The following is a 20,825-nucleotide window of genomic DNA, read 5'->3' on the forward strand; positions in this document are numbered from 1 at the left end:
ACACCTTCATGTCCGATTTCCGCCAGCCGGGGCTCCCCGGCCGGCGGAGACTGGACGGTGTGAAGGACGAGAACAGCAGGTACGAGGCGGTGCGCAGCCGGGACGCCCGGTTCGACGGGGCGTTCTTCTTCGCCGTGGTGACGACCGGCGTCTACTGCCGGCCCAGCTGTCCCGCCGTCACCCCGAAGCGGCACAACGTGCGGTTCTTCGAGACCGCCGCCGCCGCGCAGGGCTCCGGCTTCCGCGCCTGCCGGCGCTGCCGCCCGGACGCCGTGCCCGGCTCCGCCGAGTGGAACGTGCGGGCCGACGTCGTCGGCCGGGCCATGCGGCTGATCGCCGACGGCGTCGTCGACCGCGAGGGCGTCGCCGGACTCGCCGCACGGCTCGGCTACAGCGCCCGCCAGGTGCGGCGCCAGCTCACCGACGAGCTCGGCGCCGGGCCCGTCGCGCTCGCCCGCGCCCAGCGGGCGCACGCCGCGCGCGTGCTCCTGCAGACCACCGGGCTGCCGGTCACCGAGATCGCCTTCGCCGCCGGATTCGCCAGCGTGCGGCAGTTCAACGACACCGTACGGGCCGTGTACGCCACCACTCCCAGCGGACTGCGCGCCGCCGCGCCCCGCCGGGGACGGGCCGCGGCACGCACCGCCGCCCCGTCCGCCGGAATCCCCCTGCGGCTCGCCCACCGCGGCCCCTACCGGGCCGGCCCCGTCTTCGACCTGCTGGCACGCGAGGCCGTCCCCGGGGTCGAGGACGTGAGCGGCGCCCCGGGCACCCGCACCTACCGGCGCACCCTGCGCCTGCCCCACGGCACCGGCATCGCCGCCGTGGAGGAACGCCCCCACAGCGGGCCGGGCAACCGCCCCGGCGGCTGGCTCGACGCCCGCGTCCACCTCACCGACCTCCGCGACCTGACCACCGCCGTCCAACGACTGCGGCGGCTGTTCGACCTGGACGCCGACCCGTACGCCGTCGACGAACGGCTCGGGGCCGACGCCCGCCTCGCCCCGCTGGTCGCCGCCCGGCCCGGACTGCGCTCACCGGGCGCCGCCGACCCGAACGAACTGGCGGTGCGGGCGCTGGTGGGCCGCGACGAGGCCGCACGGCTGGTCCAGCGGTACGGCAAGCGGCTCGACGCCCCCTGCGGCACCCTCACCCACCTGTTCCCCGAAGCCGCCGTCCTCGCCGGGGCCGAGCCCGGCGGCGCCCTGGGCGCGCTCACCGCCGCCCTCGCCGACGGCGCCGTACGCCTCGGACCCGGCGCCGACCGGGACGACGCCCACGGCGCCCTGGCCGCCGTCCCCGGCCTCGACGCCCGTACGATCGCCGAGATCCGCACCCGCGCGCTCGGTGACCCCGACGTGGCCCCGCCCGGACCCGGCGTTCCCGACACCTGGCGCCCCTGGCGCTCGTACGCCCTGAACCACCTGCGCGCAGCAGGGGAGTTGGAGTAACCGTGACGACCACGACGTACTGGACCGGTGTGGACAGCCCCGTCGGACCGCTGCTGCTCACCGCGGCCCCGACCGGCGAGCTGACCTCGCTCTCCGTTCCCGGCCAGAAGGGCGGGCGCACCGTGCTCGACGGCTGGCGGCACGATCCCGGACCGTTCCGCGAGGCCGAGCGGCAGCTCACCGCGTACTTCGCCGGCGACCTCAAGGAGTTCCGGCTGGCCATGAGCGCCGTCGGCACCCCGTTCCGGGAGAAGGTGTGGGCCGCGCTCGACGACGTCCCCTACGGGGCGACCGTCTCCTACGGCGAGATCGCGGCCCGGATCGGCGCGCCCCGCGCCGCCGTGCGGGCCGTCGGCGGCGCGATCGGCGCGAACCCGCTGCTCATCGTCCGCCCCTGCCACCGGGTGATCGGCGCCGACGGCTCGCTGACCGGATACGCGGGCGGACTGGAGCGCAAGGTGCGGCTGCTCACCCACGAGGGCGTGCTGCGGCCGTGAGCCGAGGACTCAGCCCCAGAAGACCGCGCCCAGCCACGCCGCCGTGATCAGCTGGCAGGTGAACAGCTCCGTCAGCACGCTCCAGCCGCCCGAGCGCATCGCCGCCCACAGCGCCGCCACCGCCTCGCGGTGGCGGGCCGGCCGGAGCCGCTCGCCGAGGTAGATCCCGGCGAGGAAGCCCGGGACCGCGCCCACCACGGGCAGCAGCACGAAACCGAGGAGCGATCCGCCGCCCGCGTACGCCAGCGTCCGGGCGGCGTCGTCGCCCGCCCGCAGCCGGCGGGGCGGCAGCGCCCAGCGCACCACCTGGGACAGGAACAGCACCACGGTCGCCCCCACGCACACCCACCACGCGACGGGCCGGGGATCCTTCAGCGCCCACCACAGGACCCCGGCCCACACCAGCCACGACCCGGGCACCCCCGGCAGCAGCACTCCCCACAGCCCGAGCAGGAGCACCAGTCCGGCGAGCAGGAGGTCCCACGCTCCCATCAGTCCAGGGTGCAGGAGGCCGGGGAACGGCGCAGAACGGAACGGTCCCGGCAGCCCCGCCCCGCACGGCCGCCCCACCGTTCACCCGGCCGGCCGCCCGGGGCGCGCCGCGAGCGGGGATTTTCCCGATGCCCCGTTTCCATCCGGCCCGCGCGGTGGAGAATCGGTGGCATGAGCCAGCAGGGGGGAAGGCCCACCGGTCCCGAGGACGACTGGTGGGAACAGCTGTACGACGATGCCACCGGTGACACGGGCCCCGCACCGACGCCCGACTCCCTGGACGACCGCTTCGCCTCGGCGTCCGGCACGCTGGACGCGGACGGGCCCGCCCCGGCCGGCCCACCCCCCGCACCGACGGTCCCGGGCCCCCGTGCGGCCGGTCCCGCCGCGCCGGCGGACCTCCCGCCGCGACACGTCGAACCCCCGCCCCGCGCCCCCTGGGAACCCCCGCCAGCCGTGGCCGGGGATCCGCCGGCCCCTCCCCCGGGGGCCGCCCGCCCGCCCCGGCGGCGACCGTCACCGCCGCCCGCCGCTCCCGGCACGGCCTTCGGCCCCTGGACCCCCGCCACCGCGCCCCCGCCGCCCCCCACGGCCCCGCCCCCCACGGCCCCACCGGCCGCGGAGCCCGCGGACGGTCCCGCCCCCCGCCCTTCCCGCCTCGAACCGCTCCCGGGCCCGCCCCCGTCCCGCGCCCACGTGGGACCCCGGCCGCCCACCTACGACCCCGAGCCCACCGCACTCCCGCCGGCCGACCCCGACGAACTGGACGGCCTGGTCCCGGACACCGTGCTGGACGGGGCCCGCTACGGCGCCTGCACCCTGCGCGCCGCCTCCGTGCGCGGGGACTCCGCGCGCTACCGGGGCGAACCCCGCCGCGACGCGCTGCTGACCGCCCGGTTCGGGACGGGGGAGCAGGCCCTCGTCCTCGTGGCGCTGGCGACCGGCGCCCGGACCGCTCCCGGAGCGCACCGGGCCGCCGCCGAAGCCTGCCGGTGGATCGGCGCGGCGGTGGGCCGCAGCCACGCCCGCCTCGCCGAGGACATCAGGGCCGCCCGGCGCGGCGACCTCAAGTCGGGCCTGCACCGCCTCACCGACCGCAGCCTCGGCAGACTCCGCGCCGCCGCGGCCGACCGGGGCCTCGAAGCCGACGCCCGCACGGCCACCCTGCGCTGCCTCCTGCTGCCCGCCGACCCCGCATGCCGCACCCGGGTCTTCTTCGGCGTCGGCCCCGGCGGACTGTTCCGGCTGCGGGACGGCGCGTGGCAGGACATCGAGCCCGAGGGCGCCGAGGCCAAGGGCGAGCCCGTGGTCGGTTTCGGCTCGCCGCCCTCCGGGACGGCCGAGGGCGACCGGCTCACCATGGACCTGGGCATCCCCACACCCCCGAGCCCGTACGAGCCCGCCCCCGGACCACCTCGCGAGCCCTTCCGCTTCCGCACCTCCGTGGCCCGCCCGGGCGACACCCTGCTGATGTGCGGCACCGGCCTCGCCGACCCCTTGCGCGGCGAGCGGGAGCTCCGCGCGCACCTCGCCGACCGGTGGTCCCGCCCCGAACCGCCCGGCCTCGCCGCCTTCCTCGCCGACACCCAGGTACGGGTCAAGGGGTACGCGGACGACCGTACGGCCGTCGCCGTTTGGGAGGCGTGAGCGCGCGTCGTGTGAATTCATGGAACCCGTCAGGCATCTTCGACACCCGAGGGGCAGACGGAAGCCATGGCCAAGCAGAGCATCGCGGAACAGTTCGTCGACATCCTCACCCGCGCGGGGGTCAAACGCCTCTACGGCGTCGTCGGAGACAGCCTCAACCCCATCGTGGACGCCGTGCGCCGCAACTCCGCCATCGACTGGATCCACGTCCGGCACGAGGAGACCGCAGCCTTCGCCGCAGGCGCCGAGGCCCAGATCACCGGCCGGCTGGGCGCCTGCGCCGGCTCCTGCGGACCCGGCAACCTCCACCTCATCAACGGGCTGTACGACGCCCACCGTTCCATGGCCCCGGTCCTCGCCCTCGCCTCCCACATCCCGTCCAGCGAGATCGGTCTCTCCTACTTCCAGGAGACCCATCCCGAGCAGCTCTTCCGCGAGTGCAGCCACTACAGCGAGATGATCTCCAGCCCGCAGCAGATGCCCCGGCTGCTCCAGACGGCCGTCCAGCACGCCGTCGGCCGCTCGGGCGTCAGCGTCGTCACCCTCCCGGGTGATATCGCCGACCATGCCGCCCCCGAGAAGCCCCTCGAGACCGCCCTCGTCACCTCCCGGCCCACGGTCCGTCCCGGCGACGCCGAGATCGACCGCCTCGTCGACATGATCGACGAGGCCGAGAAGGTCACGTTGTTCTGCGGCGCGGGCACCAAGGGCGCGCATGCCGAGGTCATGGAGTTCGCGAGCAAGATCAAGTCGCCGGTCGGGCACGCCCTGCGCGGCAAGGAGTGGATCCAGTACGACAACCCGTACGACGTCGGCATGAGCGGACTGCTCGGCTACGGCGCCGCCTACGAGGCCACCCACGAGTGCGATCTGCTGATCCTGCTCGGCACCGACTTCCCGTACAACGCCTTCCTCCCCGACGACGTGCGGATCGTCCAGGTCGACGTGCGGCCCGAGAACCTCGGCCGGCGCTCGAAGCTGGACCTCGCGGTGTGGGGCGACGTGAAGGAGACCCTGCGCTGTCTGACACCGCGGGTCCGCACCAAGGAGAACCGGAAGTTCCTCGACCGGATGCTGAAGAAGCACGCGGACGCGCTGGAGGGGGTGGTGAAGGCGTACACCCGGAAGGTGGACAAGCACGTGCCGATCCACCCCGAGTACGCGGCCGCCGTCCTGGACGAGATCGCCGACGACGACGCGGTGTTCACCGTCGACACCGGCATGTGCAACGTCTGGGCCGCCCGCTACGTCTCGCCCAACGGCCGCCGCCGGATCATCGGTTCGTTCACCCACGGTTCGATGGCGAACGCGCTGCCGATGGCGATCGGGGCGCAGTTCACCGACCGCGGCCGGCAGGTCGTGTCGATGTCCGGCGACGGCGGGTTCACCATGATGATGGGGGACTTCCTCACCCTGGTGCAGTACGACCTGCCGGTGAAGGTGGTCCTGTTCAACAACTCCTCGCTGAGCATGGTCGAGTTGGAGATGCTGGTCGCCGGACTGCCCTCGCACGGCACCGCCATGAAGAACCCCGACTTCGCCGCCGTGGCCCGCGCGTGCGGCGCCCACGGGGTGCGGGTGGAGAAGCCGAAGGAGCTCGCCGGGGCGCTGAAGTCCGCGTTCAGGCACAAGGGCCCGGCACTCGTCGACATCGTCACCGACCCCAACGCGCTCTCCATCCCGCCGAAGATCAGCAAGGAGATGGTGACCGGTTTCGCGCTGTCCGCCTCCAAGATCGTGCTGGACGGAGGCGTCGGCCGGATGCTCCAGATGGCCCGCTCCAACCTGCGCAACGTGCCCCGGCCGTGACGCGGGCCACCCGGCGCCGGGCCCCGCGCGGTTGGGTGGCCATCGCACTTCGGCCAACCACGGATCGTGGCCGTCCGGCATGACTGGCGCGTGGGTGACCGGGCAAGCATTCCCGTGGAGGTGTTCGAGTACAGGGGGAAGCGACATCGGCACGCGGGCGGGGGTCATGAAGAGTCAGGCTTCGGCGGACCGGCTGAGGCGCACGCTGGGGCGGGCGGATCTGCGGGCGGTGCCCGAGTCCCGCAGGGCGCTGCGGGAACTGCTCAGACACTGGGGGACGTCGGAGCGCTCCGCGGTCGCGGAGTTGCTCACCAGCGAGCTCGTCACCAACGCGCTCGTCCACACCGACCACGAGGCGGTCCTGACGGCCACCCTCGGACCCCGTGGACTACGGGTCGAGGTACGTGACTTCGTGGACCGGGAGCCCCGGCCGCGATTACCGAGCATCGACGACGGCACGCACGGAAGGGGCCTGGTGCTGGTCGAGTCCCTCGCCGACGGATGGGGCGTCAGGAAGCACGGGGTGGGCAAGTCCGTCTGGTTCGAACTCGACGCGGACGCGGCCTGAGGGGTGCGGACCGCCCCCCTCGGGCCGCGGCGGGGCGTCAGCCGAACTGCTGCTCCAGGTCCTTGAGCTTGCGCTCCAGGGAATCCAGGCGCGGCAGGGCCTGGGTGTCGTCCTCGGCGGTGAGGTCGACGGTCCTCGGGCCAGCGCCGGTACGCACCGGCTGCAGGGAGGGACGCGCGCGGGCGGGCAGGGACTCCGCCGCCGGTATGGCGGGCTCCGCGGAGACCGCGTCGGAGTCGCGCTCCACCGTGGGCGGCTCCAGCTCGCGCCCACCGCCCCGGCCCGTGAAACCGCGGTGGCCCCGGCTGATCGCCTTCAGCCGGGCCCGCTCCATGCGCTGCTGGTCCCGCCTGCGCTGCTTCGCCTCGTCCTTGCGGATCTTGTCCTCGCGCACTTCCTCGACCGCCTCGTCGAGGCTGCGCACGCCCTCCAGCAGCATCAGCGACCAGGCCCGGTAGGTCTCCCGGGGAGCGCGCAGCCAGCGGACGATACGGATCTGCGGCAACGGGCGGGGCACCAGGCCCTGTTCGCGCAGGGCGGCCCGGCGGGTCTGCTTCAGCGCGCGGTCGAACAGGACCGCCGCCGACAGGGACATGCCCGCGAAGAAGTGCGGGGCGCCCGCGTGTCCGACGCCCCGGGGCGCGTGCACCCAGTTGAACCAGGCCGCGGCGAAGGCGAACGTCCACACGAGTATCCGCGAGCCGAGGGCCGCGTCGCCGTGGCTGGCCTCGCGCACGGCGAGCACCGAGCAGAACATCGCCGCGCCGTCCAGACCGAAGGGGACGAGGTACTGCCAGCCGCCGGACAGGCCGAGGTTCTGCTCGCCGAAGCCGACCAGGCCGTGGAAGGAGAGCGCGGCGGCCACCGCCGCACAGCAGAACAGCAGGAGGTAGGAGACGGTGCCGTAGACGGCCTCCTTGCGCCTGCGGCGCTCCTCGCTGCGCTCCCACGAGTCGTCCGCGCTCGTGCTCTTGACCGAGGAGCGCTTCCCGCGCGCCAGCACCGCCACCGCCGCCAGCATGCCCAGGAGCAGTACGGCGCCCGGAAGCAGCCAGTTCAGCGATATGTCGGTCAGTCTCATCTAGGGGTCCCTCGCATTGGGATAGGGCGTGACGCCCGCCATAGTGGCCCAGTCCCGGCGGCCCTCAGGGGGTTTCGGGGCAAGAGGCCGCCAAGGGGGTGCGAGGGGGTGCACGGGGCGGCATTCTTCTCGAACTGCCGCGTGAGGGGAGGGAATTGAGTTCGAGCAGAACTACCCGTGGGTGTGGTTCCACGGAAAGTTCCCGTGACGGGTGAGGGAATCGCGAAGCCCCTGTGACCTCCGCGGCGCGCTCGGCGGACGGTCCCGCGCGCCGGACGGCGGCGTCCTCGTCCGGCGCGGTGTCAGCCGGCCTGCGCGACCAGGGCGTCGGCCCGCCCGGCCGTCCGCCCGGTGGCGCAGGTGCGCGGGCAGGTGGCGCAGATGTCCGCCGGGCGCAGGGTGTAGAACATGCAGCAGCTGACCCGGTCCCGGGTGGCGGGCGCCGGCTCCCCGTCGGGCCCGGTCGGCCGGCGGAAGGCCGCCGCGCCGACGTACGGCGCGGTCGCGCCCGGCAGCAGCAGCTCCAGCTCCCGCAGCCCCCGCTCCTCCTCGCCGAGCAGCTGGGAGACGTACCGCAGGCTCTCGACGATCTCGTCGGTCGCCATCGCCCACAGGGCCCGGCCGCGACGCCGCATCCGGGGGCCGAAACCGGCCAGCACGGGCTCGAGGTGCTGGGCGACGGCCGCGCGCACCTCCGCTCGCAGCGCCTCCTCGTCGGGCACCACGCGGGCGCCGGGCAGCGCGGCGGCGGGATCGCCGGGCAGGCAGGCGAAGCCGTCGGGCCGCACCGCCATGCGGCCCACGGCGAGACCGGCGGCGGTGCGGTCGAACGAGACGTGCGTCACGGGGTAGCGCGGCACGCGGCGGTGCAGGAACCACGGCACGGTGATCAGCAGGCAGGCGGGCCAGGCGTAACGGTGCAGGCCGAAGCCGGCGATCACGTCCGGACGGCCCTGCTGCCCGTAGTCCCGCAGCACCTGGGTGTCGTCCCAGGCGAGGAACCGCTCCAGCTCGGCCCCGCCCCGCGCGAGCTCCGACGCGGAGACCCAGCCGCCGCCCGTGGGGGCCGCCTCGCCGGCGGCGAGCTCGGTGACGCCCAGGGCGGGGAACGCCTCCGCCAGGCGGGCGTAAGCGTCCGCGACGGCCGAACCGGGCACGGGCATGGGGCCACCCTTCACGTCTCGAGGAGCAGGGCAATAAAGGTAAGGCTCACCTTACCGAACATCGTGGCGATGTGAAGCCGGTGCCCCCGTGCGTTTATGGTGCTTGACGCACAGGCGACAACCCGCCGTAATGACCTCAAGTACCGAAACGTCCGCAGGAGGACCTGGTGAAGCAGGGCACGCAGGGCTCCGCAGCGACGGGGGACGCGGCGACCGGCCCGGCCGCCGCGGGCCGGTTCCGGGTGCCCGCCCAGCCGGCGGGTCCGGACGCCGGCCGGGAGCGTGACCGGCGCGACCGGCCGAAGCGTGCCGAGGGCGGTGCCGCGCGCGGCGAGCACACGCACGGCGAACCCGTCCTTCCCCGGCCCGTCGTCCAGCGGCCCTCCGTGCGCGGACAGGTCCTCGACGCCCTGCGCACCGCGCTGGTGACGGGTGACCTGCGGCCCGGCGAGGTGTACTCCGCGCCCGTGCTGGCGGAACGGTTCGGCGTCTCCGCCACGCCGGTGCGGGAGGCCATGCAGCAGCTCGCGCTGGAGGGCGCGGTGGAGGTCGTGCCCAACCGGGGGTTCCGGGTCGTCGAGCGGGGCGCGCGGGAACTGGCCGAGCTCGCCGAGATCCGGGCGCTGATCGAGGTTCCGGTGATGATGCGGCTGGCGCGGACGGTGGCCGTCGAGCGGTGGGCCGAGCTGCGGCCGCTCGCCGAGGCGACGGTCCGCGCGGCGTCCTCCGGGTGCCGAGCGACGTACGCGGAGGCGGACCGCGCCTTTCACCGGGCGGTGCTCGAGCTCGCCGGCAACGAGCAGCTGGTCCGGATCGCCGAGGATCTGCACCGGCGTGCGCAGTGGCCTCCGGTCGGGGGTGTGCCCGGCGCCCGTGGGCGGGCGGAGCTGGTGGCCGACGCCCATGAGCACACGGCGCTGCTGGACGCGTTGATCGCGGGTGATCTGGACGTGGTGCGGTCGCTGGTGGGGGAGCACTTCGACGGGGCGGTCTGAGCGGGGCGGTCCGTGGGGCCGCTGCCGGGTCTTCCCGCCCCCGCCGCCCCTTCCCTTCCCCGGGGGCTGCGCCCCCGGACCCCCTCTTCGGCCCGGCCCGCCCCCGGACGGACCGGGAGCGGGCCGGGCCGGTCACGCCGTCGCCGTGTCCGGGGCCGGCGGGGTGAGGTGACGGGCCAGCCAGGTGGGGACGCCGCCCAGGAGGCGGAAGAGGCGGCGGGCCTCCTCGCGGAGGCGGGACGCCTCCGGCTCGGTCTCCGTCTCGGCCAGGGAGACCAGAGCCGGGGCCGTGCCGACGAGGTAGCCCAACTCCTCGCGGATCCGCAGGGATTCGGCGAAACCGCGTCGGGCCTCCGCCAACTCGCCGTCGCGCAGGGCGAGTCCGGCCAGGTGGCGCCAGGTGGCCGAGAGCAGCAGCGGGTCGGCGTGCGCGGTGGCGCCCGCGTGGGCACGCCGGTACGCGGCCCGCGCCGCCTGCGGCGACCGGGTGAGGTTCTCGGCGATCAGCCCGCGCCGGAAGTCCAGCAGCGCCCGCCCCGCCGCGCCCGGCGCGATCAGCGCCGCCGCCCGGCCCAGCGCGGCCCGCGCCTCGTCGGCCCGGTCGCGGACCTGGAACAGCGTGGCGGCATAGGCCAGGTACCCGCGTTCGCAAGCGGCGGCCCCCCGCTCGTCGTCGCTGTGCGCCAGCGCCTCGGCCGTGCGCAGCGCGTCCTCGGCCTCCTCCCATCCCGCCTCGGTGTACAGACACCGCTCCACCAGTAACGACGCCCGCTGCAGCGCCGCGTCCGGGCCGGCCGGTTCGAGCAGGGCGGCGGCGTCGGCCCAGCAGGCGCGGGAGCGCAGCCGCCACACCGTCGTCTGGAGGGGATCGTCGTCGGCGGTCGTTCCGTCACCGGACATGGCGGTATGCGCCACGTTGCCCTCCCCGAGCACGCCATCGAGCTGTTGAGTGGTGGCCGCATCTCAGCACGAACCACCGGGCCCGGCCAAGAGGGTGGGTGAAGGATTTCACAAAGTCCCGGATCACGGGCCTGAATCGCGCGCCCCCGACCGGTTCAGATCATCCGCAGCGCGAGGAAGAAGTCCAGCTTGTCCTCCAGGCGGGACAGGTCACGGCCCGTCAGCTGTTCGATGCGGCCGACGCGGTAGCGCAGCGTGTTGACGTGCAGGTGGAGGCGGGACGCGCAGCGGGTCCAGGAGCCGTCGCAGTCGAGGAACGCCTCCAGGGTGGGGATCAGCTCGGCGCGGTGCCGGCGGTCGTAGTCCCGCAGCGGGTCGAGGAGGCGGGCGGTGAAGGCGCGCCGCACGTCGTCGGGGACGAAGGGGAGCAGCAGGACGTGCGAGGCGAGCTCCTGGTGTCCGGCCGCGCAGACCCGGCCCTGGCGGGCCGCGGCCACGCGCCGGGCGTGCCGCGCCTCCTCCAGCGCCCCGCGCAGCCCCTCCGCCGAGTGCACGGCGGCGGAGACGCCGAGGGTGAGCCGGCCGTCGCCGGCGAGCCCGGCCGTGAGCGGGTCGCGCACGGACGAGAGGAGCGTGTCGGCGAGGACGCCGGCGCCGGAGTCGTCGTGCTCGCCGGTCACCGAGGACAGGGGGACGAGGGCGACCGCCTCGTCGCCGGTGTGGGCCACCGCGACGCGGTCGGAGTGCTCGGGCCCCGTCGACGCCGGGTCGACCAGGATCTCCTCCAGCAGGGCCCGGGCCGCCGGCCCGTCGTCGCCCTGCCCGCCGTCCCAGTCGACGCGGGCCACCACGACCTGCCAGTGCGGCGCGGTCCCGAGCCCGGGCAGCAGCACCGGCGCGGCCACCCGCAGCCGCGCCGCGATCTCCGCGGGCGCTGCGCCCGTCTGCACCAGCTCCAGCACCTCCTGCGCGAGCCGGCGCCGCACCGTGCGCGCCGCGTCCCTGCGGTCCCGCTCGACGGCGATCAGCTGGGTGACGCCGTGCAGCAGGTCCAGCCGCTCCTCGGCCCAGTCCCCGGCGTCCGCCTCGACCACCAGCACCCAGTCCGACAGCACCGTCTCGCGCACGTCGTGCGGCGCCGACGCGGAGCGTCCGCTGCCGTGCACCGGGAAGAGGCTGTACGTCGTCTGGTCCCGCGTGACCCGGTGCGGGCCGCGCCGGCCGGTGCGGGCGGCCGCCAGATGCTCCGCGGCGAGCCCCGCGCACACGTCGGCGGGCAGCGCCGGGCCCGCCGTCTTCGCCCCGGCGACCAGCCGGCCGGTGGGCGAGAGCACCCACGCCCGCAGGTCCAGGTCCGAGCCCAGCAGGTCGAGCACGACCTCCGGGCCGCCGCCCGCCGGCCCGGAGGTCATCATCCGCCGGTGCCGGTCCACCACGGCCGCCAGGTCACCGGCGCGCTCGCCCGACACCTGCCGCACGACGTGCTCGGTGATGGTCGCGAAGGCCACCGACTCGTGCACCGCGAACAGCGGCAGCCGGTGCCGCGCACAGGCCACGACCAGGTCGTCCGGCACGTCGCCCAGCTCCGCCGTGCCGGCCGCGACGGCGGCCACCCCGGCCTGCGCCAGGATCCGCACGAACGGCTCGGAGTCCGCCGCGTCCCGGCGCCAGGCCAGGCCCGTGAGCACCAGTTCCCCGCCGGAGAGGTAGCGGCTCGGGTCCCTCAGGTCGGTGGTCATCACCCCGCGCACACCGCGTTCCAGCTCGTCCTCGCCGCCGAGCAGCCTCAGGCCCAGCGCGTCGGTGTCCAGCAGTGCGCGCAGCCGCATTCTCGTCTCCGTCGTTTCTTGTCTCGATACCTGCGATGGACCGTGGAGGGACCTCCCGGAGAGGGCCCCTCGGGTGGCCGATCAGGGGTGTCGGCCGTGTCCTGGACCGTGTCCCCTGTTTCCGGAGGAAAGTGGGGAGATCACAGGCGACCTCCGTTCATATGAATCTACAAGATGACCTCGCTGGCCAGCCAACTCCTTCATGGCTTCCGTGACTGACCCCACGGAGCGCACGGCGGTGTACTGGCCGCACCCCGAGCGAACCGCACCGGGACGAGCCGGCCCCGCCGCACCCGGATTGGCTTGATCCGTACGCCCCACGAGACGAAGAAGAGAGCCGGTCATGGACTTCCTTCGCCCCGCCAGCTGGGAGGAGGCGCTCGCCGCGAAGGCCGAGCACCCCGCCGCCGTGCCGATCGCGGGTGGCACCGACGTGATGGTCGGGATCAACTTCGACCACCGCCGGCCCGAGTACCTCATGGACCTGAACCGCGTCGGCGACCTGTACGAGTGGGAGGTCGGCGAGGACGGCGTACGGCTCGGCGCCTCCGTCCCGTACGCCCGGATCGTGGAGCACCTGCGCGCCGAGCTGCCGGGCCTCGCCCTCGCCTCCCGCACGGTCGCCTCCCCGCAGATCCGCAACCGCGGCGGCGTCGGCGGCAACCTCGGCACCGCCTCACCGGCCGGCGACGCCCACCCGGCGCTGCTCGCCGCAGGGGCCGAGGTCGAGGCCGAGTCGGTGCGCGGATCGCGCCGCATCCCGATCGACGCGTTCTACACCGGCGTGAAGCGCAACGCGCTGGCGCCCGACGAGCTGATCCGGGCCGTCCACGTCAAGAGGGCCGACGGCCCGCAGCAGTACTCCAAGGTCGGCACCCGCAACGCCATGGTCATCGCCGTGTGCGCCTTCGGTCTCGCGCTGCACCCGCGGACCCGGACGGTACGGACGGGGATCGGCTCGGCCGCCCCGACACCGGTCCGGGCGCGGACCGCCGAGGAGTTCCTGAACGCGGCCCTGGAGGAGGGCGGCCTCTGGGACAACGGGAAGGCCGTCGCCCCGTCCCTCGTCAGGCGGTTCGCCGACCTGTGCGCCGCCGCCTGCGCCCCCGTCGACGACGTGCGCGGCACCGCGGCCTACCGCCGCCACGCCGTCGGTGTCCTGGCCCGCCGCACCCTGACCTGGACCTGGGAGTCGTACCGCGGCGCCCGCCGCACCACGGAGGGGGCCGCGTGATGCGCATCGACCTCACCGTCAACGGACGCCCCCGCCGGGCCGACGACGTCTGGGAGGGCGAGTCCCTGCTGTACGTGCTGCGCGAACGGCTCGGCCTGCCCGGTTCCAAGAACGCCTGCGAACAGGGCGAGTGCGGATCGTGCACCGTGCGTCTCGACGGCGTGCCCGTGTGCTCCTGCCTCGTCGCCGCGGGCCAGGTCCAGGGCCGCGAGGTCGTCACCGTGGAGGGCCTGGCGGACCTCGCCGGGCGGCGCTCCCGCGGGACCGGCGCGCGGACCGGCCGGGGCGCCGGGCTCTCCCCGGTCCAGCAGGCGTTCATCGACGCCGGCGCCGTCCAGTGCGGCTTCTGCACGCCGGGTCTGCTGGTCGCCGCCGACGAGATGCTGGAGCGCGACCCCGACCCGACCGACGAGGACATCCGCGAGGCCCTGTCGGGCAACCTGTGCCGCTGCACCGGTTACGAGAAGATCATGGACGCGGTCCGCCTGGCGGCCGCCCGCCGGTCCGAGGAGGTCTGAGCATGCCGACGAACGGGACTCCCACCGCCCTCACGCAGGGCTCGGGGACCAAGGGCGGCATCGGTGAGTCCACCCTCCGCCCGGACGGCGCCCTCAAGGTCACCGGCGAGTTCGCGTACTCCTCCGACATGTGGCACGAGGACATGGTGTGGGGCCACATCCTGCGCTCCACCGTCGCCCACGCCGAGATCGTGTCCATCGACACCGGTGCGGCCCTCGCCACCCCCGGCGTGTACGCCGTGATGACGTACGACGACCTGCCGGCCGGCGTGAAGAACTACGGCCTGGAGATCCAGGACACCCCCGTCCTCGCGCACGGCAAGGTCCGCCACCACGGCGAACCGGTCGCGATCGTCGCCGCCGACCACCCCGAGACCGCCCGCCGCGCCGCCGCCAGGATCGAGGTCGACTACCGCGAACTCCCCGTCGTCACCGACGAGGCCTCCGCCACCGCCCCGGACGCGGTGCTGGTGCACGAGAACCGCGCCGACCACCACGCCGGCCGCGTCCCGCACCCCAACATCGTCCACCGCCAGCCCGTCGTGCGCGGCGACGTGGACGCCGCCCGGCGCCGCGCGGACGTGATCGTCGAGGGCGAGTACACCTTCGGCATGCAGGACCAGGCCTTCCTCGGACCCGAGTCCGGTCTCGCGGTCCCCGAGGAGGACGGCGGCGTCCACCTCCACATCGCCACCCAGTGGCTCCACTCCGACCTGCGCCAGATCGCGCCCGTGCTCGGCCTGCCCGAGGACAAGGTGCGGATGACGCTGGCCGGCGTCGGCGGCGCGTTCGGCGGCCGGGAGGACCTGTCGATGCAGATCCACGCCTGTCTGCTCGCCCTGCGCACCGGCAAGCCCGTCAAGATCGTCTACAACCGCTTCGAGTCCTTCTTCGGCCATGTCCACCGCCACCCGGCCAAGCTGTCCTACGAGCACGGCGCCACCGCGGACGGCAGGCTCACCCACGTCAAGGCCCGCATCGTCCTCGACGGCGGCGCGTACGCCTCCTCCTCCCCGGCCGTGGTCGGCAACGCCGCCTCGCTCGGCGTCGGCCCGTACGCCGTCGACGACGTCGACATCGAGGCCCTCGCCCTCTACACCAACAACCCGCCCTGCGGCGCCATGCGCGGCTTCGGCGCGGTCCAGGCGTGCTTCGCGTACGAGGCGCAGATGGACAGGCTGGCGGCGCGGCTCGGCATGGACCCGGTGGAGTTCAGACAGCTCAACGCCATGGAGCAGGGCACGCTCATGCCCACCGGGCAGCCCGTCGACTCCCCGGCGCCGGTCGCCGAACTCCTGCGCCGCGTCAAGGCGATGCCCATGCCCCCGGAGCGCCGGTGGGAGTCCGGCGAAGGCGTCGACGTGCGCCGGCTGCCGGGCGGCCTGTCCAACACCACGCACGGCGAAGGCGTCGTCCGCGGGGTCGGCTACGCGGTCGGCATCAAGAACGTCGGTTTCTCCGAGGGCTTCGACGACTACTCCACCGCCCGGGTCCGCCTGGAGGTGGCCGGCGGTGAGCCGGTCGCCGCCGTGCACACCGCGATGGCGGAGGTCGGCCAGGGCGGCGTCACCGTGCACGCCCAGATCGCCCGCACCGAACTGGGCGTCGCCCGGGTGACCGTCCACCCGGCCGACACCCGGGTCGGCTCGGCGGGTTCGACGTCCGCCTCCCGGCAGACGTACGTCACCGGCGGCGCGGTCAGGAACGCCTGCGAGCTGGTGCGCGGGAAGGTCCTGGAGCTGGGCCGGCGCAAGCTGGGCCCGTACCACCCGGCCTGGGCGGACGCCGGACTCCTGCTGGAGGACGGCAAGGTCGTCACCGACGACGGCGAGGTGCTCGCCGACCTGGTGGACGTCCTCGGCGACGAGGCCGTCGAGGCGGAGGAGGAGTGGCGGCACCGGCCGACCGAACCCTTCGACCCCCGCACCGGCCAGGGCAACGGACACGTCCAGTACTCCTTCGCCGCGCACCGCGCCGTCGTCGAGGTCGACACCGAACTCGGCCTGGTGAAGGTCGTCGAGCTGGCCTGCGCGCAGGACGTCGGCAAGGCGCTCAACCCGCTGTCCGTGACCGGTCAGATCCAGGGCGGCACCGTCCAGGGCCTGGGCATGGCGGTCATGGAGGAGATCGTCGTCGACCCGAGGACCGCGAAGGTGCGCAACCCGTCCTTCACGGACTACCTCGTCCCCACCATCCTCGACACCCCGGCCATCCCCGTCGACGTGCTCGAACTCGCCGACGACCACGCCCCGTACGGCCTGCGCGGCGTCGGTGAGGCCCCCACCCTCTCCTCGACCCCGGCGGTCCTCGCGGCCGTCCGCGCCGCGACGGGCCTGGAACTCAGGAGAACCCCGGTCCGCCCGGAACACCTCACCACCGGGGCCGTGTGACCCCGCCGCCGCTGCGGGCGGCCGTGCCTCCACCGTCCGCCCGACCGCAGCCGAGGAGAGCGAGAGATGCTGGACATCGCCGAGGAGCTGGACCGGTGGGTCGAGCAGGGCCGTGACTTCGCGGTCGCCACCGTGGTGGCGGCCGGCGGCAGCGCGCCCCGCGGGCCCGGCGCAGCGCTCGCGGTCGACGCCGCGGGGACGGCCGTCGGCTCGGTCTCCGGGGGGTGCGTGGAGAGCGCGGTGTACGAGCTGTGCGAGCAGGCGCTGAGGGACGGCGTCACCGTCCTGGAACGCTTCGGCCACAGCGACGAGGACGCCTTCGCCGCGGGGCTGACCTGCGGCGGGGTCATCGACGTCCTGGTCGCACCGGTACGGGCGGCGGATCCCGCCCGCCCGGTGCTCGCCGCCGCGCTCGCCGCCGCCGCGCGCGGGGAGGCGGCGGCGGTGGCGCGGATCGTGAACGGCCCGGCGGAGCTGAGGGGCCGCGCGCTGACGGTCCGCCCGGACGGTTCGCACCAGGGCGGCCTCGGCGGCCGTCCGGAGCTGGACCGCACGGTCGCCGCCGAGGCGGTCGCCTTCCTGGACGCCGGCCGCACCGGCACCCTGGAGATCGGTGAGCGGGGCTCGCGTCGCGGAGCACCGCTCACGCTGCTGATCGAGTCCTCCGTCCCCCCGCCCCGGATGATCGTCTTCGGGGCGGTCGACTTCGCGTCGGCACTGGTCCGGGCCGGCAAGTTCCTCGGCCACCACGTCACGGTGTGCGACGCCCGCCCCGTGTTCGCCACGCGCGCCCGCTTCCCGGAGGCCGACGAGATCGTCGTCGAGTGGCCGCACGCCTACCTGGAACGCACGCCCGTCGACGCGCGCACGGTCCTGTGCGTCCTCACCCACGATCCCAGGTTCGACGTGCCCCTGCTGGAACTGGCCCTGCGTCTGCCGGTGGCCTACGTCGGCGCGATGGGCTCCCGCCGCACCCACCTGGACCGCGAGGCCCGCCTGCGCGAGGCCGGCGTGACCGGCCCGCAGCTGGCCCGCCTCAGGTCGCCGATCGGCCTCGACCTGGGCGCCCGCACACCGGAGGAGACCGCCCTGTCCATCGCGGCGGAGATCGTCGCGAACCGGTGCGGCGGCAGCGGCGCGCCCCTCACCGGGGCCCGCACCCCGATCCACCACGCCCACAGGGACGGACCGGCGGGCCGGACCGGCTCGGTGGTCTGAGCGCCCGGGGCCGTCACGCCTGCCGCAGCAGCCGGTTCACCGCCCGTCCGAACACCAGCCGGCCCGTCCGTGCCAGGACCGCGTCGCAGAAGGAGGGCAGGAAGCGGACGCCGATCTCCTCCCGCCACACCACCCGCGCCCGGCCGCCCGGCCCCGGCCGTACCTCGATCTCCGCCCAGCCGGTGACGACCCGGCCGCGCTTCTCCAGCCGGCAGTACCCCGGGGAGCCGTCCCCGGGGGGCCGCCACACCGTCACGTCCATCGGGTCGTCGAAGGAGAGCGGACCCAGGCCCGTGCGGGCGACGATCCTCGTGCCCGCGCCGGTGGGCGGGGGAGTGCGCACCGTCGTCCGGGTCAGCGGGACCGCCTCCCCGTGGCGGGGCCACGTCGTGAGTCGGCGCCAGGCCTCGTCGGGGGAGAGGGGCGCCGTGCGCTGGAACTGGAAGGTGGCCACGGGTGAATCCTAGGAAATCCGCCCGGCCCGTCGGCGCGTCCGGGCAGGGGCCACCCGCCCGGCCCAGTCCCCGGTGGTACCGGCCTGCTCGCGCCCGGTGGCAGCATGCGGTGACGACGCTCACCGCGTGCCGAGGTCGTGAGCGGTGCCGTCGGCGACGGCCCGGAGCTTGTCCGGGTTGGCCACGTTGTGGATGGCGGTGATGCGATCGTCGGCGTCGAAGTCGAAGGTGACGGTGGCGATCACGCGTTCCGGCCCGCTGAACACGATGCCCGGCCCACCGTTGATCCCGACGAGTTCGGCCTTCATGTCGGCGGGCTCGACGCCCTGGTAGGTGACGGTGCCGATGGCCGCGAACCAGGAGGCCACCGTGGCCGCGCCCACCACCGGGCGCAGGGCCTGGCGGACCTTGCCGCCGCCGTCGGTCCACAGGGTGACGTCCGGGGAGAGCAGTTCCATCAGGGCGTTGACGTCCCCGCCGGTCGCGGCGGCGAAGAACCGCTCGGTGGCCTCGCGCTGCCGCGACCGGTCGGCGGCGAAGCGCGGCCGCCGGGCCCGCACGTGCTCGCGGGCCCGGTGCGCGGCCTGCCGCACCGCGGCTTCGGAACGCCCCACCGCCTCGGCGATCTCGGCGTGGCTGAAGTCGAAGGCCTCCTTCAGCACGAACACCGCGCGCTCCAGCGGGCTGAGCGTCTCCAGCACCACCAGCATGGCCATCGACACCGACTCGGCGTCCGTGACGACCTCGGAGGCGTCACCTCCGGTGAGGACGGGCTCCGGCAGCCACGGCCCCACATAGGTCTCCCGCTTGTGCCGGGTGGAGCGCAGCCGTTCCAGCGCCAGGTTCGAGACGATCCGCGTCAGGTACGCCTTGGGATCGGCCACCCGCGAGCGGTCCGCGGCGGACCACTTGATCCAGGCGTCCTGGACCGCGTCCTCGGCGTCGGCGGCGCTGCCGAGGAGGCGGTAGGCCACGGAGAACAACAGCCGCCGGTGCTCGTGGAAGACCTGCTGGTCGGGGTGGGCGGGCAGGTCGGTCACGTGGTCCCCCGGGTCCGGGTGAAGCGGCCCCCGCGGGGCCAGAACGCGCCCGAGGCGGGCATCTTCTTCATACGGCCGTACGTCGGCCAGGGCGAGGCGGTCACCGTCTCCTTGTACCGGACGGCCGTGCGGCCGGTCAGACAGAACCGGCGCGGGCTGTCGTCGGGCCGTGTGAACTGCACCACGGCGTCGCCGCGTCCCAGGCTCACCGGTGTGTGGTAGTAGCCGAAGCGGAACGGCTTGGGCCGCCTGCCCCTGAGCACCCGGTCGATCGACAGCGCGGCGTGCACCCCGGTCGGCATGCCGCCCTGGCAGGTGCCGTGCATGACGCCGTACCCCTGTCGGATCGCGGCCGCGTCGCCGATCGCGTACACCTCGGGGTGGGACACCGACCGCAGCGCGGCGTCGGTGACGACGCGTCCGCGCTCGTCGACGCTCAGCCCGGCGGCGGCCGCCAGCGGCGACACCCGCGTGCCGCCCGTCCACAGGACCGCGTCGGCGACGACGCTCTCCCCGCCCGCCAGTTCCACCGCGTCGGGCAGCACCTTCACCACCTCGACGCCGGCGCGCACCTGGACGCCCAACCGGTCGAGCGCGGCGTGCAGATACGCCTTGGCCTTCGGATTCATGGCCGCGCCGGGCTCCTGCCCGCCCAGCAGCACGACGTTCAACTCCGGGTGCCGCTCGGCGATCTCCGCGGCCGACTCGACGCCGGTCAGTCCGCTGCCCGCGACCGCCACCGTGCCGCTGCCGAGCCGCGCCAGCCGGTCGGCCAGCAGCTCGGCGTCCTGGACGCTGCTCAGGGTGTAGGCGTGGTCCTCGGCCCCCGGCACCGCCGAGGTGTCGGCGACGCCGCCCAGCCCGTACACCAGCGTGTCGTAGGGCAGCACCCGGTCGTCGTCGATCCGCACGGTCCTCGCGTCCGCGTCCACCGCCGTCACCCAGCCCCGCACGAACCGCGCGCCCGTGCCCTCCAGCAGCTCCGGGACGCTCAGCTCGGCGAGCCGCTGCCCGGTCGCCGTCATGTGCAGCCGCATGCGCTCGGTGAACCGCTCGTGCGCGTTCACCACGGTCACCCGCACCTCTTCGCGCCGCTTCACCCGGGCCGCGAGCTGAACGGCTGCGGCCATGCCCGCGTACCCGGCCCCCAGGATCACCACGCGGTGCGCGGTCGCCGTGCCGGTCTCCTGTCGTGCGCTCATGGTTCCGTCCTCCTCGGTTCGCTTGTCGACGCCCACCAGATGGGAGCGGGCGGCCCGGACGTGACATGGATCGGATGTGATGCGCGACACGGGTCGAACCGGGGTCCGCCGGAAGGCGGCGAAGGGGTCCGCGAGGCCGTCACGACCCGGCGGGCGCGACGACCGCCGGCCCCCGGGGCGGAGGCCGACGGGGATTTCCGGTCTAGCGGCGGAGAACTCCGCGACGCCCGCACCGGTGAGGTGGCGCTCGACCGCCGCGGTGGACGACGGCGGCGGGGCGGACGGAAGCACCACCCGGGCGCGTGGCGCGCGCGAGGTGCTCCCGCTCCCGGGTCC

18 protein-coding genes are annotated in these 20,825 nt (G+C 74.8%); 10 read left to right on the plus strand and 8 right to left on the minus strand.

Annotated elements, in window-relative coordinates; genetic code table 11:
* Positions 1-8: 8 nt before the first annotated feature.
* Both ACZ8ZB_RS27715 and ACZ8ZB_RS27720 read left to right on the plus strand, forming a co-directional pair.
* A complete protein-coding gene (locus ACZ8ZB_RS27715; protein ID WP_470740346.1) occupies positions 9-1,451 on the plus strand; it encodes a bifunctional transcriptional activator/DNA repair enzyme AdaA in 1,443 nt (480 codons plus the stop codon).
* A 2-nt stretch (positions 1,452-1,453) separates the two neighbouring features.
* Entirely contained in the window at positions 1,454-1,948 is a 495-nt protein-coding gene (locus tag ACZ8ZB_RS27720) for a methylated-DNA--[protein]-cysteine S-methyltransferase (RefSeq protein ID WP_470740347.1), read from the plus strand.
* 9 nt (positions 1,949-1,957) lie between these two features.
* On the opposite strand, the gene ACZ8ZB_RS27725 is transcribed toward ACZ8ZB_RS27720, so the two are convergent.
* The gene (locus tag ACZ8ZB_RS27725; RefSeq protein ID WP_470740348.1) at positions 1,958-2,440 is read right to left on the minus strand and encodes a DUF456 domain-containing protein; all 483 of its coding nucleotides are present in this window, start codon (positions 2,438-2,440) and stop codon (positions 1,958-1,960) included.
* A 171-nt stretch (positions 2,441-2,611) separates the two neighbouring features.
* On the opposite strand from ACZ8ZB_RS27725, the gene ACZ8ZB_RS27730 reads away from it, so the two are divergent.
* The 3 genes from ACZ8ZB_RS27730 (at position 2,612) to ACZ8ZB_RS27740 (ending at position 6,464) form a co-directional block, all read left to right on the plus strand.
* Positions 2,612-4,087 carry a protein phosphatase 2C domain-containing protein gene (locus tag ACZ8ZB_RS27730; RefSeq protein WP_470740349.1) on the plus strand — a complete coding sequence of 492 codons (1,476 nt, stop codon included), beginning with the start codon at positions 2,612-2,614 and terminating at the stop codon, positions 4,085-4,087.
* Positions 4,088-4,153: 66 nt separating this feature from the next.
* Positions 4,154-5,896, plus strand: coding sequence for a pyruvate dehydrogenase (locus tag ACZ8ZB_RS27735; RefSeq protein WP_470740350.1), 1,743 nt, complete (start codon positions 4,154-4,156; stop codon positions 5,894-5,896).
* A 166-nt stretch (positions 5,897-6,062) separates the two neighbouring features.
* A complete protein-coding gene (locus tag ACZ8ZB_RS27740; protein WP_470740351.1) occupies positions 6,063-6,464 on the plus strand; it encodes an ATP-binding protein in 402 nt (133 codons plus the stop codon).
* Positions 6,465-6,501: 37 nt separating this feature from the next.
* Here the strand turns inward: ACZ8ZB_RS27740 and ACZ8ZB_RS27745 are convergent, their stop codons facing one another.
* Both ACZ8ZB_RS27745 and ACZ8ZB_RS27750 read right to left on the minus strand, forming a co-directional pair.
* Complete coding sequence (locus ACZ8ZB_RS27745; protein ID WP_470740352.1) at positions 6,502-7,545, minus strand: DUF2637 domain-containing protein; 1,044 nt, start codon at positions 7,543-7,545, stop codon at positions 6,502-6,504.
* A 302-nt stretch (positions 7,546-7,847) separates the two neighbouring features.
* On the minus strand, positions 7,848-8,708 hold the full coding sequence (locus tag ACZ8ZB_RS27750; RefSeq protein WP_470740353.1) for a (2Fe-2S)-binding protein: 861 nt from the start codon (positions 8,706-8,708) through the stop codon (positions 7,848-7,850).
* Positions 8,709-8,875: 167 nt separating this feature from the next.
* Here ACZ8ZB_RS27750 and ACZ8ZB_RS27755 point away from each other — a divergent pair, with 167 nt between their 5' ends.
* Positions 8,876-9,703 carry a GntR family transcriptional regulator gene (locus ACZ8ZB_RS27755; protein WP_470740354.1) on the plus strand — a complete coding sequence of 276 codons (828 nt, stop codon included), beginning with the start codon at positions 8,876-8,878 and terminating at the stop codon, positions 9,701-9,703.
* Between the two features lie 132 nt (positions 9,704-9,835).
* On the opposite strand, the gene ACZ8ZB_RS27760 is transcribed toward ACZ8ZB_RS27755, so the two are convergent.
* Both ACZ8ZB_RS27760 and ACZ8ZB_RS27765 read right to left on the minus strand, forming a co-directional pair.
* Complete coding sequence (locus tag ACZ8ZB_RS27760) at positions 9,836-10,603, minus strand: hypothetical protein (protein ID WP_470741593.1); 768 nt, start codon at positions 10,601-10,603, stop codon at positions 9,836-9,838.
* Positions 10,604-10,758: 155 nt separating this feature from the next.
* Positions 10,759-12,432 (minus strand): PucR family transcriptional regulator, encoded by a 1,674-nt coding sequence (locus ACZ8ZB_RS27765; RefSeq protein WP_470740355.1) that lies wholly within the window; start codon positions 12,430-12,432, stop codon positions 10,759-10,761.
* 343 nt (positions 12,433-12,775) lie between these two features.
* Between ACZ8ZB_RS27765 and ACZ8ZB_RS27770 the strand changes: the two genes are divergently transcribed.
* From ACZ8ZB_RS27770 to ACZ8ZB_RS27785, 4 genes are all read left to right on the plus strand, one after another.
* Positions 12,776-13,666: an FAD binding domain-containing protein gene (locus ACZ8ZB_RS27770; RefSeq protein WP_470740356.1), complete on the plus strand. Its 891-nt coding sequence runs from the start codon at positions 12,776-12,778 to the stop codon at positions 13,664-13,666.
* Positions 13,666-14,184: a (2Fe-2S)-binding protein gene (locus tag ACZ8ZB_RS27775; protein WP_470741594.1), complete on the plus strand. Its 519-nt coding sequence runs from the start codon at positions 13,666-13,668 to the stop codon at positions 14,182-14,184. The genes ACZ8ZB_RS27770 and ACZ8ZB_RS27775 overlap by 1 nt, the downstream gene beginning before the upstream one ends.
* A 2-nt stretch (positions 14,185-14,186) precedes the next feature.
* Positions 14,187-16,574, plus strand: coding sequence for a xanthine dehydrogenase family protein molybdopterin-binding subunit (locus tag ACZ8ZB_RS27780; RefSeq protein ID WP_470740357.1), 2,388 nt, complete (start codon positions 14,187-14,189; stop codon positions 16,572-16,574).
* 66 nt (positions 16,575-16,640) lie between these two features.
* Entirely contained in the window at positions 16,641-17,792 is a 1,152-nt protein-coding gene (locus ACZ8ZB_RS27785) for an XdhC family protein (protein WP_470740358.1), read from the plus strand.
* A gap of 13 nt (positions 17,793-17,805) precedes the next feature.
* Here the strand turns inward: ACZ8ZB_RS27785 and ACZ8ZB_RS27790 are convergent, their stop codons facing one another.
* The 3 genes from ACZ8ZB_RS27790 to ACZ8ZB_RS27800 form a co-directional block, all read right to left on the minus strand.
* The gene (locus tag ACZ8ZB_RS27790) at positions 17,806-18,246 is read right to left on the minus strand and encodes an SRPBCC family protein (RefSeq protein WP_470740359.1); all 441 of its coding nucleotides are present in this window, start codon (positions 18,244-18,246) and stop codon (positions 17,806-17,808) included.
* A 120-nt stretch (positions 18,247-18,366) separates the two neighbouring features.
* Entirely contained in the window at positions 18,367-19,287 is a 921-nt protein-coding gene (locus tag ACZ8ZB_RS27795; RefSeq protein ID WP_470740360.1) for an RNA polymerase sigma-70 factor, read from the minus strand.
* Positions 19,284-20,489: an NAD(P)/FAD-dependent oxidoreductase gene (locus ACZ8ZB_RS27800; RefSeq protein ID WP_470740361.1), complete on the minus strand. Its 1,206-nt coding sequence runs from the start codon at positions 20,487-20,489 to the stop codon at positions 19,284-19,286. The genes ACZ8ZB_RS27795 and ACZ8ZB_RS27800 overlap by 4 nt, the downstream gene beginning before the upstream one ends.
* Positions 20,490-20,825: the final 336 nt, after the last annotated feature.

This window comes from Streptomyces sp. 12E (assembly GCF_055633275.1).

Coding starts and splice junctions, on each gene's coding strand:
- ACZ8ZB_RS27775 (WP_470741594.1), top strand. CDS start 13,666: ATGCGCATCGACCTCACCGTCAACGGACGCCCCCGCCGGGCCGACGAC.
- ACZ8ZB_RS27715 (WP_470740346.1), top strand. CDS start 9: ATGTCCGATTTCCGCCAGCCGGGGCTCCCCGGCCGGCGGAGACTGGAC.
- ACZ8ZB_RS27785 (WP_470740358.1), top strand. CDS start 16,641: ATGCTGGACATCGCCGAGGAGCTGGACCGGTGGGTCGAGCAGGGCCGT.
- ACZ8ZB_RS27745 (WP_470740352.1), bottom strand. CDS start 7,545: ATGAGACTGACCGACATATCGCTGAACTGGCTGCTTCCGGGCGCCGTA.
- ACZ8ZB_RS27750 (WP_470740353.1), bottom strand. CDS start 8,708: ATGCCCGTGCCCGGTTCGGCCGTCGCGGACGCTTACGCCCGCCTGGCG.
- ACZ8ZB_RS27740 (WP_470740351.1), top strand. CDS start 6,063: ATGAAGAGTCAGGCTTCGGCGGACCGGCTGAGGCGCACGCTGGGGCGG.
- ACZ8ZB_RS27770 (WP_470740356.1), top strand. CDS start 12,776: ATGGACTTCCTTCGCCCCGCCAGCTGGGAGGAGGCGCTCGCCGCGAAG.
- ACZ8ZB_RS27730 (WP_470740349.1), top strand. CDS start 2,612: ATGAGCCAGCAGGGGGGAAGGCCCACCGGTCCCGAGGACGACTGGTGG.
- ACZ8ZB_RS27760 (WP_470741593.1), bottom strand. CDS start 10,603: ATGTCCGGTGACGGAACGACCGCCGACGACGATCCCCTCCAGACGACG.
- ACZ8ZB_RS27800 (WP_470740361.1), bottom strand. CDS start 20,489: ATGAGCGCACGACAGGAGACCGGCACGGCGACCGCGCACCGCGTGGTG.
- ACZ8ZB_RS27725 (WP_470740348.1), bottom strand. CDS start 2,440: ATGGGAGCGTGGGACCTCCTGCTCGCCGGACTGGTGCTCCTGCTCGGG.
- ACZ8ZB_RS27735 (WP_470740350.1), top strand. CDS start 4,154: ATGGCCAAGCAGAGCATCGCGGAACAGTTCGTCGACATCCTCACCCGC.
- ACZ8ZB_RS27765 (WP_470740355.1), bottom strand. CDS start 12,432: ATGCGGCTGCGCGCACTGCTGGACACCGACGCGCTGGGCCTGAGGCTG.
- ACZ8ZB_RS27780 (WP_470740357.1), top strand. CDS start 14,187: ATGCCGACGAACGGGACTCCCACCGCCCTCACGCAGGGCTCGGGGACC.